Consider the following 17,075-nt stretch of genomic DNA (forward strand, 5'->3'; position numbering starts at 1 on the left):
TATTGCCGAGGTGGTGGAATTGGTAGACACGCAACCTTGAGGTGGTTGTGCCCATAGGGTGTAGGGGTTCGAGTCCCCTTCTCGGTACCAATTAGTCAGGAGAGCCCGCTGTTGCGGGCTTTCTTGCAGGTGGAAGGTTACATTGACCCTAAAAGGGATCGGTCGTATACTTCCGCCCCAGCTTTGTCGCGGGGTGGAGCAGTCTGGTAGCTCGTCGGGCTCATAACCCGAAGGTCGTCGGTTCAAATCCGGCCCCCGCAACCAGTTTAAGGAGCCCCTTTTAAGGGGCTTTTTGTTAGCTGGATACTTTCAACGCCGCTGTTCGACGGCGTTTCAAGGATGGGCGTTATGCCCATTTTTTTATTTTGCAAAGCATGCACATATCATGCACTAGGGGGTTCAGGTGTCGAGCAAGCTAGAAGAGTTGCAGGCCTTGCTGGCCCCGGTGGTCGTGGCCCTGGGCTATGAATGCTGGGGTATCGAGTTTTCGGCTCAGGGTCGTCACTCGATGTTGCGCGTTTATATCGATAAAGAGGGTGGCGTGCTGGTGGACGATTGCGCCATTGTCAGCCGTCAGATCAGCGGTGTTTTGGATGTTGAAGATCCGATCTCCGTTGAATACACCCTTGAAGTTTCCTCGCCTGGCATGGAGCGCCCGCTGTTCACTCTTGAGCAGTTTGCCAAATTTGCCGGTGAACAAGTGAAGATCAAGCTGCGCTCGCCTTTCGAAGGTCGACGCAACTTCCAGGGCCTTCTGCGCGGTGTAGAAGAGCAGGACGTCGTGGTGCAGGTAGAAGACCATGAGTTCCTGTTGCCGATCGATATGATCGACAAGGCCAACATTATTCCCAGTTTTGACTGAGACGCGGATCCCGCGGATCCAATGGCTTGCGAAAGGCGAGGCGTACGATGAGCAAAGAAGTACTGCTGGTTGTTGAGTCGGTATCCAATGAAAAGGGTGTACCGGCAAGCGTAATTTTTGAAGCGCTGGAGCTGGCTCTGGCCACTGCTACCAAAAAGCGTTTCGAAGACGAAGTGGACCTGCGTGTGGAAATCAACCGCCACACCGGTTCCTACGAAACCTTCCGTCGCTGGACGGTCGTCGAAGAGAATGATCTCGACGATCCGGCCATCGAGACCTGGCCAAGCAAGGTTGCCGAAACGCATCCTGGCGCCAAGGTCGGTGACGTCGTCGAAGAGAAAATCGAATCCATCGAGTTCGGCCGCATCGCTGCACAGACTGCCAAGCAGGTCATCGTGCAGAAAGTTCGCGAAGCCGAGCGCGCTCAAGTGGTCGACGCCTATCGCGAGCGCCTGGGAGAAATCATCTCCGGCACCGTGAAAAAGTTACCCGCGACAACGTGATCGTCGATCTGGGCAACAACGCTGAAGCGTTGCTGGCCCGTGAAGACATCATTTCTCGCGAAACCTTCCGTGTCGGCGTGCGTCTGCGTGCGCTGCTCAAGGAAATCCGCACTGAGAACCGCGGCCCGCAGCTGATCCTGTCGCGTACCGCGCCGGAAATGCTGATCGAGCTGTTCCGTATCGAAGTGCCGGAAATTGCTGAAGGCCTCATCGAGGTCATGGCCGCCTCCCGTGATCCGGGTTCGCGCGCCAAGATCGCCGTCCGCTCCAAGGACAAGCGCATCGACCCACAAGGTGCCTGCATCGGTATGCGCGGTTCGCGCGTCCAGGCGGTATCGGGTGAGTTGGGCGGTGAGCGTGTTGATATCGTGCTGTGGGACGACAACCCGGCCCAGTTCGTGATCAACGCCATGTCCCCGGCCGAGGTCGCGGCAATTATCGTTGACGAAGATGCCCATGCCATGGATATCGCCGTTGGCGCAGACAATCTGGCTCAGGCCATCGGTCGCGGTGGTCAGAACGTGCGTCTGGCCAGCCAATTGACTGGCTGGACCCTGAACGTGATGACCGAATCGGACATCCAGGCTAAGCAGCAAGCAGAAACCGGCGACATCCTGCGCAACTTCATCGACGAGCTGGAAGTCGACGAAGAACTGGCTCAGGTGCTGGTAGATGAAGGCTTCACCAGCCTGGAAGAGATTGCCTACGTACCGGTGGAGGAAATGCTCAACATCGACGGCTTTGACGAGGACATCGTCAACGAGCTTCGTGCTCGCGCCAAGGATCGCTTGTTGACCAAAGCCATCGCTACTGAGGAAAAGCTGGCAGACGCCCATCCGGCCGAAGACCTGCTCTCGCTTGAGGGTATGGACAAGGATTTGGCGATGGAACTGGCGGTGCGCGGCGTAATTACCCGCGAAGACCTGGCCGAGCAGTCTATTGACGACCTGCTCGACATCGACGGCATTGACGATGATCGTGCCGGCAAGTTGATCATGGCCGCCCGAGCCCACTGGTTCGAGTAATTAGGCGCGGCCTGAGGAGAGAAGTGCATGACGCAAGTCACGGTGAAACAACTGGCCGATGAGGTCAAAACACCGGTAGAGCGCCTGTTGCAGCAGATGCGTGAGGCAGGTCTGCCGCACACCGCCGCCGACGAAAATGTGACTGACAGTGAGAAGCAATCCCTGCTGACTCACTTGAAGAGCAGTCACAAGGCGAAAGTGGAAGAACCACGCAAGATCACGCTGCAGCGTAAAACCACCAGCACCCTGCGTGTGGCTGGTAGCAAGAGCATCAGCGTTGAAGTTCGCAAGAAGAAAGTTTTCGTACAGCGCAGCCCGGAAGAAATCGAAGCCGAGCGCAAGCGTGAACTGGATGAGCGTCGCGCAGTAGAAAATGCTGCCCGTCAGAAGGCTGAAGAAGAAGCCAAGCAACGCGCCGAAGAAGAAGCGCGTCGCCAGCCTGCTGCTGCGCAAACCGCTGCCAGCGACGCCGTTGCGGCGCCGGCTGCCGCTGCCGAACCCGTTCGCGAAAGCGCACCGGTGGCTGCTGCTCCTGCGCCATCGGCTGACGTTCGCAACAAGCAGAACGAACAGCGCCGTCCGGACAAACCACGTGCCGACGACAACAATCGTCGCAGCGGTGGTGGTGATGGCGAGCGCAAAAACGCTCCGCATCGCGCATCGGTCAAAGAAAAAGCCCCGGCGCCACGTGTGGCACCACGTACTACCGACGAAGAAAGCGATGGCTTCCGTCGTGGTGGTCGCGGCAAGGCCAAGCTGAAGAAGCGCAACGCCCACGGTTTCCAGAGCCCGACCGGCCCTGTCGTGCGTGACGTGCAGATCGGCGAGACCATCACGGTTGGCGATCTGGCCAACCAGATGTCGGTCAAAGCGGCTGAAATCATCAAGTTCATGTTCAAACTGGGTACTCCAGCGACCATCAACCAGGTGCTTGATCAGGAAACTGCTCAACTGGTAGCCGAAGAACTGGGCCACAAAGTGACCCTGGTCAGCGACACCGCTCTGGAAGATTCCCTGGCCGAGTCCCTGAAGTTTGAAGGTGAGTCGTTCTCCCGTGCACCAGTCGTGACCGTAATGGGTCACGTTGACCACGGTAAGACTTCCCTGCTCGACTACATCCGTCGTGCCAAGGTAGCTGCTGGCGAAGCCGGCGGTATCACCCAGCACATCGGTGCATACCACGTTGAGACTGATCGCGGCATGGTCACTTTCCTCGACACCCCGGGTCACGCTGCGTTTACCGCAATGCGTGCCCGTGGTGCCAAGGCGACCGACATCGTGATCCTCGTGGTTGCAGCGGACGACGGCGTGATGCCACAAACCATCGAAGCGGTTCAGCATGCTCAGGCAGCTGGCGTACCGCTGGTGGTAGCAGTGAACAAGATCGACAAGCCGGGCGCCGATCTCGATCGCATCCGCAGCGAACTGTCGGTTCACGGCGTGACTTCCGAAGACTGGGGTGGCGACACACCATTCGTTCCGGTTTCGGCGAAGATGGGTACTGGCGTGGACGAGCTGCTTGAAGCCGTTCTGCTGCAGGCCGAAGTTCTCGAACTGAAAGCTACTCCGTCGGCTCCTGGCCGTGGTGTGGTGGTTGAATCGCGTCTCGACAAAGGTCGCGGCCCAGTCGCAACCGTGCTGGTTCAGGACGGTACGCTGCGTCAAGGCGACATGGTCCTGGTCGGTTCGAACTACGGCCGTGTACGTGCCATGCTCGACGAGAACGGCAAGCCAATCAAGGAAGCGGGTCCATCCATCCCTGTCGAGATCCTCGGCCTGGACGGTACCCCGGACGCTGGCGACGAGATGAGCGTGGTTGCCGACGAGAAGAAAGCCCGTGAAGTGGCTCTGTTCCGTCAAGGCAAGTTCCGCGAAGTCAAACTGGCTCGTGCTCACGCCGGCAAGCTGGAAAACATCTTCGAAAACATGGGTCAGGCGGAGAAGAAGACGCTCAACATCGTCCTCAAATCCGACGTCCGTGGTTCGCTGGAAGCGTTGAACGGTGCCTTGAATGGCCTGGGCAACGACGAAGTTCAAGTGCGCGTCGTGGGTGGCGGTGTCGGTGGTATCACCGAATCCGACGCCAACCTGGCACTGGCTTCCAACGCTGTGCTGTTCGGCTTCAACGTGCGTGCCGATGCCGGCGCTCGCAAGATCGTCGAGCAGGAAGGTCTGGATATGCGTTACTACAACGTGATCTATGACATCATCGAAGACGTCAAGAAAGCCCTGACCGGCATGCTCGGCAGCGATGTTCGCGAGAACATCCTGGGTGTGGCCGAAGTGCGTGACGTGTTCCGTTCGCCGAAGTTTGGCGCGATCGCCGGTTGCATGGTGATCGAAGGTGTCGTGCACCGTAACCGTCCGATCCGCGTACTGCGTGAAGACATCGTTATCTTCGAAGGCGAGCTGGAATCCCTGCGCCGCTTCAAGGATGACGCTTCCGAAGTGCGTGCCGGCATGGAATGCGGTATCGGCGTGAAGAGCTACAACGACGTCAAAGTCGGCGACAAGATCGAAGTCTTCGAGAAGGTTCAGGTTGCTCGCAGCCTCTGACTCGCGCACTTCAAGGGCCACGATGGGCCGTAGCATGCAAATGCACGGCACAGCGTCCGGACTCTAAACGCAACGCCCGGTCTGGCTTTTGTCAGGCCGGGCGTTTGCCGCTTTCAGACCTTGCGGGTTTCACCGCTGGGCAGTAACAGGTAACAAATCATGGCAAAAGAATACAGCCGTACCCAACGTATCGGCGATCAGATGCAGCGCGAGCTGGCGCAACTGATCCGTCGCGAAGTCAAAGACCCGCGCGTCGGCCTGGTCACCATCACCGCTGTGGAAGTGTCCCGTGACGTTGGTCACGCGAAGATTTTCATCACCGTGATGGGCCAGGACAACGCTGAAGACATCGCGCAAAGCATCAAGGTGCTCAATGCCGCCGCAGGCTTCCTGCGCATGCAATTGGCCCGCGAAATGAAGCTGCGCAGCGTGCCGCAATTGCACTTCCACTACGACGAATCGGTCGTGCGTGGCGCGCACCTGTCGGCGCTGATCGAGCGCGCCGTCGCTGAAGACAATCAGCACGTTGCCGCTCCTGCACCTGAAGACACCAAGGAGTAATTCGGTGGCTCAGGTCAAACGTATCCGTCGTAACGTCAGCGGCATCATCCTGCTCGACAAGCCATTGGGGTTCACCTCCAACGCTGCCTTGCAGAAGGTGCGCTGGCTGCTCAATGCCGAGAAGGCCGGGCACACCGGCAGCCTCGACCCGCTGGCCACCGGCGTGTTGCCGCTGTGCTTCGGCGAGGCGACCAAGTTCTCGCAGTACTTGCTCGATTCCGACAAGGGCTATGAGACCCTGGCGCAACTGGGCAAGACCACCACCACGGCCGATGCCGAAGGCGAGGTTTTGCAGGAGCGTCCGGTGACCGTTGGTCGCGCCGATGTCGAAGCGGTTCTGCCGAAATTTCGTGGGCAAATCAGTCAGATACCGCCGATGTACTCGGCACTCAAGCGTGATGGCCAGCCGCTGTACAAACTGGCACGTGCAGGCGAAGTAGTGGAGCGCGAACCGCGTTCTGTTACTATTGCGCGCTTGGAATTGCTGGCCTTCGAAAGCGATACTGCGCGGCTTGCGGTGGACTGCAGCAAGGGCACCTATATTCGCACCCTGGTGGAGGATATCGGTGAGCAACTCGGTTGTGGTGCGTACGTCGCAGAACTGCGCCGGACCCAGGCCGGGCCTTTCACCCTGGCGCAGACCGTGACCCTCGAAGAGCTGGAAGCGGTACATGCCGAAGGCGGCAACGAAGCGGTCGATCGCTTCCTGATGCCATCGGACAGCGGCCTGCAGGATTGGCCGTTGCTGCACTTCTCGGAAGCGAGCGCGTTCTACTGGCTCAACGGCCAGCCGGTACGTGCCCCGGATGCACCGAAGTTCGGCATGGTACGAGTACAGGATCACAATGGTCGCTTCATCGGTATCGGTGAAGTGAGCGAAGACGGGCGTATCGCGCCGCGTCGCTTGATTCGGTCAGAATGACCGGAACCGGTCTGCGCAAGCGGGCCGGCGAGTGTGGCTGTTAACAGGCATGGTCACTACTCATTTATAGATACAGGGATTTGTCCCTGGCCTGTTGAAGCTGTTTCCCTGAAACAGTTTCCTGATAAGGAAGGATTGCCTCATGGCTCTCGACGTTCAAGAAAAAGCTCAAATCGTTGCTGACTACCAGCAAGCTGTTGGTGACACTGGTTCGCCAGAAGTGCAGGTTGCACTGCTGACCGCCAACATCAACAAACTGCAAGGTCACTTCAAGGCCAACGGTAAAGATCACCACTCCCGTCGTGGTCTGATCCGCATGGTTAACCAGCGTCGCAAGCTGCTGGACTACCTGAAAGGCAAGGACGTAAGCCGGTACGCCGCGCTGATCGCTCGCCTGGGTCTGCGTCGCTAATCAGCGATTGCGCTATGAGGTTGGTGGTCTGTCGGGCGTCAGCGGTTTTCTGCTGGCGCCTTGCAGGCTCCCAGCCTCAAGTTTTATCTGCAGCATGGCTTTACCTGTAGCACCCGGACAATTGCCATCGGGCCGATTCCTGAGATTGCCCAAGAATTCGCAAGAAACCGTTTCCCCCAAGAGCCACAAAGAAGGTAGGACACCGTGAACCCGGTAATCAAAAATTCCAGTTCGGTCAATCGACCGTTACCCTCGAGACAGGCCGTATCGCCCGTCAGGCCTCCGGCGCAGTATTGGTCACCGTTGACGACGACGTCAGCGTGTTGGTGACTGTTGTCGGTGCAAAGCAAGCCGATCCGGGCAAGGGCTTCTTCCCTCTGTCCGTGCACTACCAGGAAAAGACTTACGCTGCCGGTAAGATCCCTGGCGGTTTCTTCAAGCGTGAAGGCCGTCCTTCCGAGAAAGAAACCCTGACTTCCCGACTGATCGACCGTCCGATTCGTCCGCTGTTCCCAGAAGGCTTCATGAACGAAGTGCAGGTTGTCTGCACCGTCGTTTCCACCAGCAAGAAGACCGATCCGGACATCGCTGCGATGATCGGTACCTCGGCTGCCCTGGCCATTTCCGGCATTCCGTTCGACGGCCCGATCGGCGCCGCTCGCGTGGCTTTCCACGAAAGCACCGGCTACCTGCTGAACCCGACTTACGAACAGCAAGCCGCTTCGAGCCTGGACATGGTCGTTGCCGGTACTTCCGACGCCGTGCTGATGGTTGAATCGGAAGCCAAAGAGCTGACCGAAGACCAGATGCTGGGCGCAGTACTGTTCGCTCACGACGAATTCCAGGTTGTGATCAACGCTGTTAAAGAACTGGCTGCCGAAGCCGCCAAGCCAACCTGGAACTGGGCTCCTGCGCCAGAAGCCACCGAGCTGCTGGGCGCGATCCGTGCCGAGTTCGGCGACGCGATCTCCCAGGCCTACACCATCACCATCAAGGCCGACCGTTACGCTCGCCTGGGTGAGCTGAAGGACCAAGTGGTTGCCAAGCTGTCCGGTGAAGAAGGCCAGCCAAGCGCTGCTGAAGTCAAGGCAGCCTTCGGCGAAATCGAATACCGCACCGTTCGCGAAAACATCGTTAACGGCAAGCCACGTATCGACGGCCGCGACACCAAAACTGTGCGTCCGCTGAACATCGAAGTCGGCGTTCTGCCGAAGACTCACGGTTCGGCGCTGTTCACCCGTGGTGAAACCCAGGCACTGGTTGTGGCAACACTGGGCACCGCCCGTGACGCGCAACTGCTGGACACCCTGGAAGGCGAAAAGAAAGACCCGTTCATGCTGCACTACAACTTCCCGCCGTTCTCGGTGGGCGAGTGTGGTCGCATGGGTGGCGCCGGTCGTCGCGAAATCGGTCACGGCCGTCTGGCCCGTCGTTCGGTTTCGGCCATGCTGCCGGCCGCTGACGTGTTCCCGTACACCATCCGCGTGGTGTCGGAAATCACCGAATCCAACGGTTCGAGCTCGATGGCTTCCGTGTGCGGTGCTTCCTCGCGCTGATGGACGCTGGTGTACCGATGAAAGCACCGGTGGCCGGTATCGCCATGGGTCTGGTTAAAGAAGGCGAGAAGTTCGCCGTCCTGACCGACATCCTCGGCGACGAAGATCACCTGGGCGACATGGACTTCAAGGTAGCCGGTACCGCCAAAGGCGTTACTGCGCTGCAGATGGACATCAAGATCAAGGGCATTACCGAAGAGATCATGGAAATCGCTCTGGGCCAGGCCCTTGAAGCGCGCCTGAACATCCTCGGCCAGATGAACCAGATCATTGGCCAGTCGCGTACCGAACTGTCGGCCAACGCTCCGACCATGATCGCGATGAAGATCGACACCGACAAGATCCGTGACGTTATCGGTAAAGGTGGCGCGACCATCCGTGCGATCTGCGAAGAAACCAAGGCTTCGATCGACATCGAAGACGACGGTTCGATCAAAATCTTCGGCGAAACCAAGGATGCCGCAGAAGCTGCTCGTCAGCGCGTTCTGAGCATCACTGCAGAAGCCGAGATCGGCAAGATCTACGTCGGCAAGGTTGAGCGAATCGTCGACTTCGGCGCATTCGTAAACATCCTGCCAGGCAAGGACGGTCTGGTGCACATCTCGATGCTGAGCGACGCTCGCGTAGAGAAAGTCACCGACATCCTGAAGGAAGGCCAGGAAGTGGAAGTGCTGGTACTGGACGTGGACAACCGCGGCCGTATCAAGCTGTCCATCAAAGACGTGGCAGCTGCCAAGGCTTCGGGCGTTTAATTACCCGAAAGCTTTAGCGCAATGAAAATGCCCCCGCCGTGTAAACGGCGGGGGCATTTTTTATCTGAAATAAAGAAATTGTAGTTCTCAAAAGAAAACCATCAGACAACCCACAAATTTGCCGCAGCCCGAGTCCGGTGCTAGGTTTAGCCCACCGCCCGTGTAGCTCAGCCGGTAGAGCAGCGCACTCGTAACGCGAAGGTCGCAGGTTCGATTCCTGTCTCGGGCACCAACTCCTCAGCGCGCCACGTCGATACATGTTCCGCAGGTCAGCTTTTTGTGCAAGAGATGTAAAGAGGCATGTAATTCGTCATGCAAACGTCCTATATTCGGTGCCTGCATGAGCATCGCTTAGCAGTTTTCAGATGATCCCGAATGGTTCCGAAGGCCGGCCAGTCCGCGTCAGAGAGATCCTTGATGATCCAGATCCATCCTCCATTCCTAAGATCAGCGAGAACCCCATGACTGAATTGACCCAAGAGCAACGCCACGAACAAGCGCTGGAAAAATACCTTCTGGATGTGCCGGACCTGAAGGAAGAGATCAAGGACCTGAGTCCCGATGATCAGAAAGACCAGATCCAGTGGGCCTTCGAAGACGAAGCCGAAGCGCAGGGCTTGCAGCCGTGGGAGCTGACGCTCAAGTACACCAGCACGCCGGAGGAGTTCGAGGCGCAGCGCCTCGTGCTGCACAAGGAAGCGGCGGAAGTATTGGGTGTCGAGTGGGAAGAGTACTGCGAGATGAACAATCTAGTCGTTTAAAAGCAGCTACAAGTTTCAAGCTGCAAGCTACAAGTTAAAGCAGAATCGCTCAGCTTGCAGCTTGCAGCTTGCAGCTTGCAGCTTGCAGCTCAGAGACTCAGTCTCATCGACAGATCCACCGCTTTGACATCCTTGGTCATCGCACCAATCGAAATGTAATCCACGCCCGTTTCGGCGATCGGCAGCAGCGTGCTTTCGTTGATGCCGCCGCTGGCTTCCAGTTTCGCTTTGCCGGCGGTCAGGCGTACCGCTTCGCGCATGTCGTCCAGGCTCAGTTCGTCGAGCATGATGATGTCGGCGCCGGCTTCCAGCGCCTGCTTCAGTTCTTCAAGACTTTCCACTTCGATCTCCACCGGTTTGCCCGGGGCGATCTTGTGCGCGGCGGCCACGGCTTCGGCGATGCCACCGCTGGCGGCGATGTGGTTTTCCTTGATCAGGAAAGCGTCGTAGAGACCGATGCGGTGGTTGTGACAGCCGCCGCAGGTCACCGCATATTTCTGTGCCATACGCAGGCCGGGCAGAGTCTTGCGGGTGTCGAGCAACTTGACCTGCGTCTCGCCGACGAAGTCCGCCAGGTATTGCGCGCGCGTCGCTACGCCGGACAACAACTGCAGGAAGTTCAACGCGCTGCGTTCACCCGTCAGCAACGAGCGAGCCGGGCCTTCGAGGTGGAACAGCGGCTGATTGGCCTTGACCCGCTGGCCGTCGACCACTTGCCAATGCACCGCCACGCGCGGATCGAGCTGGCGGAACACCGCATCGACCCACGCGGTGCCGCAGATGACGGCGTCGTCGCGGGTGATAATGGTGGCTTTGGCCAGGCGTTCGGCCGGGATCAGTTGCGCGGTGATGTCGCCGCTGCCGACGTCTTCAAGCAACGCACGACGCACGTTGTTTTCGATTTCGGCGGTCAGATCGGCGAGACGTAGATTCGGCATAACGGACTCCACAAACAAAGTGGTTCGATTATAGGGGCAGGGCGCGAGCCAACCCAAGGCGAGAACGCGCATGCCTGACGCATCTGGTCGATTTTCCTGCGCTGAGTTCGAGGCGCATGGCGTATAGGGGAAACCCTGAGACCTATAGCATCGCCGGCCTCTTTTGCCAGATAATCCGCCTTGTATTTGACGTCATGGCTTTGACGAACGACTCCACTGGGGCAGTGTCAAAGCGACGAACCGAATCACCGTTCCAGGAGGCCAGGATGCGCAACGACGGGAAAGTGGTGCCTTTGCACCGGGCGACTGCCGATCTGGCGGACCACTCGCCGCTTGCCCGCTTGCCGGTGATTCTGCTGCAGGTTCGCGACAAGGCTGCGCAGCAGCTGCGCCACGATTTGCAGGAGCTGTTCGATAACGCTGATGACACCCTGTTCGAAATGGCCGACCGGGCGCGCAACGACGTCGATCAGAACATTTTTTCGAAGCCATGCGCGACCTGCGCCTCAAGCGCAAGAATATCGAGCGCGGCTTTCTTGAACTGTTCTTTGAAGCCTTCGCCGGCCTTACCCAATACGATCCCGCCGCCAATACCCTGCCACGCACCCCGGTGGTCGAAGAGTCGGCGCCGCGCACCGATGCCATGGAGCGTACCGTCGCCGTGCAGACCATGGTCAGCCGTGTGCTCAAGCGCGACGGCTTTGCCCTCGACCAACTGACCGCACGGTTCAGCTCGATGCTCGGCAAGCGTCTCGATGATCAGCACAATCCCCTCAGCCCGGCGATGCTCTGCGAATACTTCCTGCAGGCCGGGCGTAACCTCGGCGTCGAGATCAAGGTCAAGCTGATCCTGCTCAAACTGTTCGAACGCTATGTGCTGGCCGACACCGAGCAACTGTATGCCGAAGCCAATCAGTTGCTGCTCGCCACCGGCGTGTTGCCACATCTGAAACCCGCCGTGGCTCGTCGCATGGTCGAGCCTGCCGATAGCGACACATTCATTGAAGATCTCGACGAGCCGCCAGCGGACGAAGGCATCGAGGAAGTGTTCGCAGCGATGCAGCAATTGCTCGCCCACGTGCGCGGCCGCGTCACACCGACCCTGGAGCCCGGTGCCCCGGCGCATCCGATCAATACCCGCGACCTGCTGCGGTTGTTGTCGCACTTGCAGCAATACGTCCCTGCGCTCGAGGCTCAGGAGGATTTCGATCTGCGCCACCAGCTCGAGCAACTGCTGACCCGGGTCAGCGTCAGAAGCGGCAGATCCCGCGTCGTCGCGACGGCCGACGAAGACGTGATCAACCTGATCGCCATGGTCTTCGACTGCATCCTCGATGATCGCAACGTGCCTGACGCGCTCAAGACGCTGATCGGCCGACTGCAGATTCCGATGCTCAAGGTCGCTGTACTGGACAAAAGTTTCTTCAGCCGCAGCACGCACCCGGCGCGGCGCCTGCTCAATGAAATCGCCGAGGCCGCAATGGGCTGGAGCGATTGCGACGGCGCTGAGCGCGACAACCTCTACGTGCGCATCGAGCAAGTGGTACAGCGCTTGCTCAGCGAGTTTGTCGACGACCCGGCGATCTTCTCCGAACTGCTCGCCGACTTCCTCGCCTTCACTCAGGAAGAGCGCCGCCGCACCGAACTGCTTGAACAACGCTTGCGGGACGCCGAGGAAGGCCGGGCGAAGGCCGAGCTGGCTCAGCGGCGTGTCTCGCAGGCGTTGCAACAGGCGCTACTGGGCAAAGTGCTGCCGGCGACGGTAGTGAGTTTCGTCCAGCAGGCCTGGAGCAAAGTGCTGTTGCTGACCTGCCTCAAGCATGGCGATCAGTCTGCCGAATGGCACGCCGACGTGCAGACCATGGAACAGTTGGTCTGGAGCGTGCAGCGCCACGACGACGGCGAATCCAGCCTGCGCCTGCTGGCACTGGTCCCGGGGTTGCTCAAGTCACTGCGCGATGGCCTGAGCAGCACCGCGTTCGACCCGTTTGCCACCAGCGAATTTTTCAGTGAGCTGGAGGCTCTGCACGTGCGCGTGCTGGAGCGTTCCGACGATGCCGATCACAGCGCCATGCCGCTGATCGAAGTCACGCCCGAGGTCTTGCAGCACAGCGCCGGCCAGGCAACAGCCACCCCGGCGCCGCGCCTGGCGCAAGACGCTGCCGGTCTGTCTCAGGTCGAGCAGTTGCGAGTGGGCCACTGGGTGGTGTTCGACGCAGACGACGAACAGACCTTGCGTTGCAAACTCGCCGCGATCATCGAAGAGACCGGCAAATATGTCTTCGTCGACCGCACCGGGACGAAAGTGCTGGAGCACAGCCGCACCGACCTCGCCTTGGCTTTCAGCCGTGGCGCCGCGCGTGCGCTGGATGACACCTTGCTGTTCGACCGCGCATTGGAATCGGTGCTGGGCGACCTGCGGCGACTCAATCGCGGCAAGTGATCGCGCGGTGAGGGTGGATCGCGGCATACTGGGCGCCCACATGGTCGGCGTTGAAGGAATCGGTATGCAGTTGGATCCCGCGAGCGGGTGGTGTCATGGCGTGCAGATCTGCCCGTCGCCCAACTTCAATGAGCGCCCGGCGGGCGAAGTGTCCCTGTTGGTCATCCACAACATCAGCCTGCCGCCGGCGCAATTCGCCACGGGCAAGGTGCAGGAATTTTTCCAGAATCGTCTGGATGTCACCGAACATCCCTACTTTGCAGGCATCGCTGACCTGCGTGTCTCGGCGCATTTTCTGATCGAACGTGACGGCAAGGTCACCCAGTTTGTCTCCTGTCTTGCGCGGGCGTGGCATGCCGGGGTTTCTGTGTTCGAGGGCCGTGAAACCTGTAACGATTTTTCCGTGGGCATCGAGCTGGAAGGCACCGATGATCTGCCGTTCACCGACGAGCAATATCGCGCGCTTACTGCGCTGTCCCGGCAGTTGCAGAAACGTTTTCCGGCGATCACTGATCAGCGTATCTGCGGCCACAGCGATATCGCTCCGGGGCGCAAGACCGATCCGGGACCGGCATTCGACTGGGCACGCTACCGCGCAGCCCTGGCAAAAGAGGAAGGACAATGAGTTTTCTGGTGTTACTGCTGGCGGTGTGGATCGAGAAGTTTTCGGCCCTGCGTCATCGGCTTCAACGCGACGGCGGATGGATCCGCGAACTGCACAAACTCGAAAACAGCAAACGGCTGGCCAGGCAACCGTGGCTGGTGCTGACGATTCTGGTGCTGTGCCCGGTGGCGTTGCTGGCGCTGTTGCTGCTGGTGCTGGAACCGGTGGCGTACGGTCTGCTGGCGCTGCCGGTGCACTTGTTGGTGGTGATTTACAGCCTCGGGCGTGGCGATCTGCTCGGCGGCCTCGGGCCGTTCCGCGATGCCTGGCGTCGTGAGGACCTGCAAGCGGCGGCGCACGTGGCCAAGCGCGACCTGAACATCTGCGCTGACAGCGGCGAGCAATTGCTCGAGCAGGTGCAAGGTCATTTGTTGTGGCAGGCCTATCAGAGTTTCTTCGCGGTGATCTTCTGGTATTTCCTCCTCGGTCCGGTGGCAGCATTGGCCTATCGGCTGTTGGCGCTGGCCGAAGAGCACGGGACCAACCCGGCGCTGGTCGAGCGTGCTGCGCAGTTGCGCCATGCCTTCGATTGGGTGCCGGTGCGTTTGCTGGCGGCGAGTCTGGCGCTTGTCGGCAACTTCGTCGCGGTCAGTCGAGTGATGCTGCACGAACTGTTGAACTGGAACATCAGCGCAGCGCAGTTGATCAACAAGGTCGGCCTGGCAGCCGGGGAGGTTCCACCGCCAGTGGTCGGCCCGGACGGCATCAACACCCTCGACTGCCTGTGGGAACTGCTGCTGCGCGCGGCGGTGCTGTGGTATGCCGGGTTTGCCTTGTGGACTGTTCTGGTTCACTGATTAGAGAAGATCAAAAGATCGCAGCCTGCGGCAACTCCTACATGGGATCGCATTTCCTGTAGGAGCTGCCGAAGGCTCGGACCGCGATCGGACGATCTTTTCGCTTTTGACTGTGGCGATCACTGCATCGCCATTAACCTTAAGTTACAAAACCTCCCGCCGATTTGCGCTATACAGAGATAGCGCCCGATAGTGGCTATCTGCTTTCGTCCCGCGCCTGCCAATAAAAACAAGAAAAACCAAGGGAGACTTCCAGTGAAGAGCTTGCTCTATCCCGCCGTCTCGCTGATGAACCGTCTGAGCTTCGGCATGAAGTTCAGCCTGATCAGCGTGCTGTTCCTAGTGCCGATGCTGGTGACCAATTTCTATCTGGTGCGCGACTCCTATCGCGAATTTCAGGGCACCCGCGTCGAACTGCAGAGCCTCGACCTGTTGGGCAGCAGCTTGAGCCTGCGTCGCGATCTGGAGACCCTGAACAATCTGGTGCAGATCGACGTCACCCTCGGCCAGTCCGGCAAGGCCGGCAACGTCGAAGCGCAGATCCAGACGCTGGAGCAGGCTTTGCTCGCGCGCCTGGAAGGGCTGGCGGCGATGACCGAGGACCCGGAGCAGATCAAGCAGTTCGAGGCGAAACGCGATGAAATGATCGCCGCGTTCAAGGCCCAGCAAGCGGAGAGCTCGCTGCAAAGCAAAAGCGCGTTGATTGGCAAGTTGCTGGCCAATGCGCAGATTTTCAGCCAGATCATCACCAGTCAGGCCGGCCTCAGTCGCGATAACCAGAGCGACATTCGCCAGCTCAGCGAACTGGTGACGCTGATCACCCCAGCGTCACGCAGACTCTCGGCGAAGGCCGGGCGATAGGCTCGTATTCGTTGGGCCAGGGCTTTCTCAACAGTTCCTCGAGCACGCGTTTTGACGAGTTGCTGGTGCAGATCGAAAAGCTCCAGGCCGAGTACGCGCTGAAACTGCAAGACGCCCTCGGTTCCAGCAGCGCCGCACGCGAATCCCTCAGTGCCCAGGCCGACACCAGCAAGGCTTCACTCAAGCAGGCCAGCGAGCTGTTCGAAGAACAAGTGGTGATGGCCGACACCCTCGATGCGCCGTGGCAGGCGTTCTACGATCAGGTCACCGGGCTGATGGAACACACCTACCAGCTCAATCAGGCCACGCTGAAATTCCTCGGCAGCCAGTTGCAGCAGCGTCTGGCGCAGAATCGCACGCACATGATTCTGCAAGCCTCGGCGCTGTCGGTGGTGTTCGTGCTGATTTTCTATCTTTATGGCGGTTTCTACGCCTCGACCCGCACCACCCTGAAAAGCCTTGGCGCGATGATGGACAAGGTCGCGGCCGGTGACATGACCGTCAACTTCAAGGCCAGCAGCCGTGATGAACTGGGCGAGTTGGGCGAGGTGTTCAACGGCACGGTGAAGAAGATTCACGACTTGATCGAACGCGTCGGCCACACCGTCGGCGAGGTCGAGCGTCAGGCCGGACAGGTCGAAAGCGTGTCGGCGCAAAGCAATCAGGCCGTCGCCGGCCAGCGTACGCAGATCGAACAAGTGGCGACGGCGATGAACCAGATGTCGGCGACGTCAATGGAAGTCGCGCGCAGTGCTGCGGCCGCGGTGAGCAGCGCCCATAGCGTCAACGACGAAACCCTCAGCGGGCGCGGTCTGGTGGAATCGCAGCAAGGCAGCATTGCCGCGCTGGCCAGCGAAATCGATCAGTCGGTGCTAGTGATCAATCAACTGGCCAGCGACAGCCAGTCGATCAGCCGTGTGCTTGAGGTGATCAAGAGCATCGCCGAACAGACCAACCTGCTGGCGCTCAACGCCGCTATCGAAGCGGCCCGGGCCGGTGAGCAGGGGCGCGGTTTTGCCGTGGTCGCCGACGAAGTGCGCACCTTGGCCAAGCGCACCCAGCAATCGACCGAAGAAATCGAACAGATGATCGCCAAGTTGCACGGCGGCGTCGGCGCGGCGGTGAAGGCCATGGGTGTCAGCCATCAGATGGCCAATGGCACGGTCGGGCAGTCGGAGAAGGTCCAGCAGGCACTGGAAAATATTCTTGGCGCGGTGGGCATGATCGTCGACCAGAACCAGCAGATTGCCGCTGCCGTGGAACAGCAGACCGCCGTGGCCCATGACATCGACCAGAACATCGTCGAAATCAACCGCGCCGGCGAACGCACAGCGCAAGGTGCGCACCAGACCGAAGATGCCAGCCGCGCGCTGTCGGCGCAGGTGGTTGAGCTCAAACAACTGATCAGTGCGTTTCGCGTCTGAAAGCTGGAACCGGATCAAAAATGTGGGAGCGAGCCTGC

9 protein-coding genes, 3 tRNA genes and 4 pseudogenes are annotated in these 17,075 nt (G+C 59.5%); 15 read left to right on the forward strand and 1 reads right to left on the reverse strand.

All coding sequences use genetic code 11. The features are described 5' to 3' along the window. Positions 1–4 precede the first annotated feature (4 nt). The 11 genes and pseudogenes from LJU32_08470 to LJU32_08520 all read left to right on the forward strand — a co-directional run bounded on the left by LJU32_08470 (position 5) and on the right by LJU32_08520 (position 9,910). Positions 5–90, forward strand: a tRNA-Leu gene (locus LJU32_08470). 97 nt (positions 91–187) lie between these two features. Further along, positions 188–264: transfer RNA gene (locus tag LJU32_08475), tRNA-Met, on the forward strand. A 139-nt stretch (positions 265–403) separates the two neighbouring features. Further along, positions 404–862: a ribosome maturation factor RimP gene (gene rimP / locus LJU32_08480; protein WKV90229.1), complete on the forward strand. Its 459-nt coding sequence runs from the start codon at positions 404–406 to the stop codon at positions 860–862. 47 nt (positions 863–909) lie between these two features. Then, a pseudogene (gene nusA / locus LJU32_08485) lies at positions 910–2,390 on the forward strand (transcription termination factor NusA). 27 nt (positions 2,391–2,417) lie between these two features. After that, positions 2,418–4,946 carry a translation initiation factor IF-2 gene (gene infB, locus LJU32_08490; protein WKV90230.1) on the forward strand — a complete coding sequence of 843 codons (2,529 nt, stop codon included), beginning with the start codon at positions 2,418–2,420 and terminating at the stop codon, positions 4,944–4,946. A gap of 159 nt (positions 4,947–5,105) precedes the next feature. Continuing rightward, on the forward strand, positions 5,106–5,507 hold the full coding sequence (rbfA, locus tag LJU32_08495; protein WKV90231.1) for a 30S ribosome-binding factor RbfA: 402 nt from the start codon (positions 5,106–5,108) through the stop codon (positions 5,505–5,507). 4 nt (positions 5,508–5,511) lie between these two features. Then, positions 5,512–6,429: a tRNA pseudouridine(55) synthase TruB gene (truB, locus tag LJU32_08500; protein ID WKV90232.1), complete on the forward strand. Its 918-nt coding sequence runs from the start codon at positions 5,512–5,514 to the stop codon at positions 6,427–6,429. 142 nt (positions 6,430–6,571) lie between these two features. Next, positions 6,572–6,841, forward strand: coding sequence for a 30S ribosomal protein S15 (rpsO, locus tag LJU32_08505; GenBank protein WKV90233.1), 270 nt, complete (start codon positions 6,572–6,574; stop codon positions 6,839–6,841). A 218-nt stretch (positions 6,842–7,059) separates the two neighbouring features. Continuing rightward, positions 7,060–9,149, forward strand: a pseudogene (gene pnp, locus LJU32_08510) (polyribonucleotide nucleotidyltransferase). Between the two features lie 156 nt (positions 9,150–9,305). Continuing rightward, positions 9,306–9,381: transfer RNA gene (locus LJU32_08515), tRNA-Thr, on the forward strand. 229 nt (positions 9,382–9,610) lie between these two features. Further along, positions 9,611–9,910 (forward strand): DUF6388 family protein, encoded by a 300-nt coding sequence (locus LJU32_08520; protein WKV90234.1) that lies wholly within the window; start codon positions 9,611–9,613, stop codon positions 9,908–9,910. 89 nt (positions 9,911–9,999) lie between these two features. Here the strand turns inward: LJU32_08520 and nadC are convergent, their stop codons facing one another. Then, complete coding sequence (gene nadC, locus LJU32_08525; GenBank protein WKV90235.1) at positions 10,000–10,848, reverse strand: carboxylating nicotinate-nucleotide diphosphorylase; 849 nt, start codon at positions 10,846–10,848, stop codon at positions 10,000–10,002. A 266-nt stretch (positions 10,849–11,114) separates the two neighbouring features. Here nadC and LJU32_08530 point away from each other — a divergent pair. The 4 genes and pseudogenes from LJU32_08530 (at position 11,115) to LJU32_08545 (ending at position 17,037) form a co-directional block, all read left to right on the forward strand. Beyond that, a pseudogene (locus LJU32_08530) lies at positions 11,115–13,291 on the forward strand (DUF1631 domain-containing protein). Between the two features lie 64 nt (positions 13,292–13,355). Beyond that, positions 13,356–13,916 (forward strand): 1,6-anhydro-N-acetylmuramyl-L-alanine amidase AmpD, encoded by a 561-nt coding sequence (gene ampD / locus LJU32_08535; protein ID WKV90236.1) that lies wholly within the window; start codon positions 13,356–13,358, stop codon positions 13,914–13,916. Continuing rightward, positions 13,913–14,752, forward strand: a complete 840-nt coding sequence (ampE, locus tag LJU32_08540) for a regulatory signaling modulator protein AmpE (GenBank protein ID WKV90237.1) — start codon at positions 13,913–13,915, stop codon at positions 14,750–14,752. The genes ampD and ampE overlap by 4 nt, the downstream gene beginning before the upstream one ends. A 255-nt stretch (positions 14,753–15,007) precedes the next feature. Next, positions 15,008–17,037: pseudogene (locus tag LJU32_08545) on the forward strand (methyl-accepting chemotaxis protein). The last annotated feature ends 38 nt before the right edge of the window (positions 17,038–17,075 follow it).

This window comes from Pseudomonas sp. B21_DOA, from assembly GCA_030544685.1.
Lineage (GTDB): Bacteria > Pseudomonadota > Gammaproteobacteria > Pseudomonadales > Pseudomonadaceae > Aquipseudomonas > Aquipseudomonas fluorescens_AO.

Coding starts and splice junctions, on each gene's coding strand:
- infB (WKV90230.1), top strand. CDS start 2,418: ATGACGCAAGTCACGGTGAAACAACTGGCCGATGAGGTCAAAACACCG.
- rbfA (WKV90231.1), top strand. CDS start 5,106: ATGGCAAAAGAATACAGCCGTACCCAACGTATCGGCGATCAGATGCAG.
- rpsO (WKV90233.1), top strand. CDS start 6,572: ATGGCTCTCGACGTTCAAGAAAAAGCTCAAATCGTTGCTGACTACCAG.
- LJU32_08520 (WKV90234.1), top strand. CDS start 9,611: ATGACTGAATTGACCCAAGAGCAACGCCACGAACAAGCGCTGGAAAAA.
- nadC (WKV90235.1), bottom strand. CDS start 10,848: ATGCCGAATCTACGTCTCGCCGATCTGACCGCCGAAATCGAAAACAAC.
- ampD (WKV90236.1), top strand. CDS start 13,356: ATGCAGTTGGATCCCGCGAGCGGGTGGTGTCATGGCGTGCAGATCTGC.
- ampE (WKV90237.1), top strand. CDS start 13,913: ATGAGTTTTCTGGTGTTACTGCTGGCGGTGTGGATCGAGAAGTTTTCG.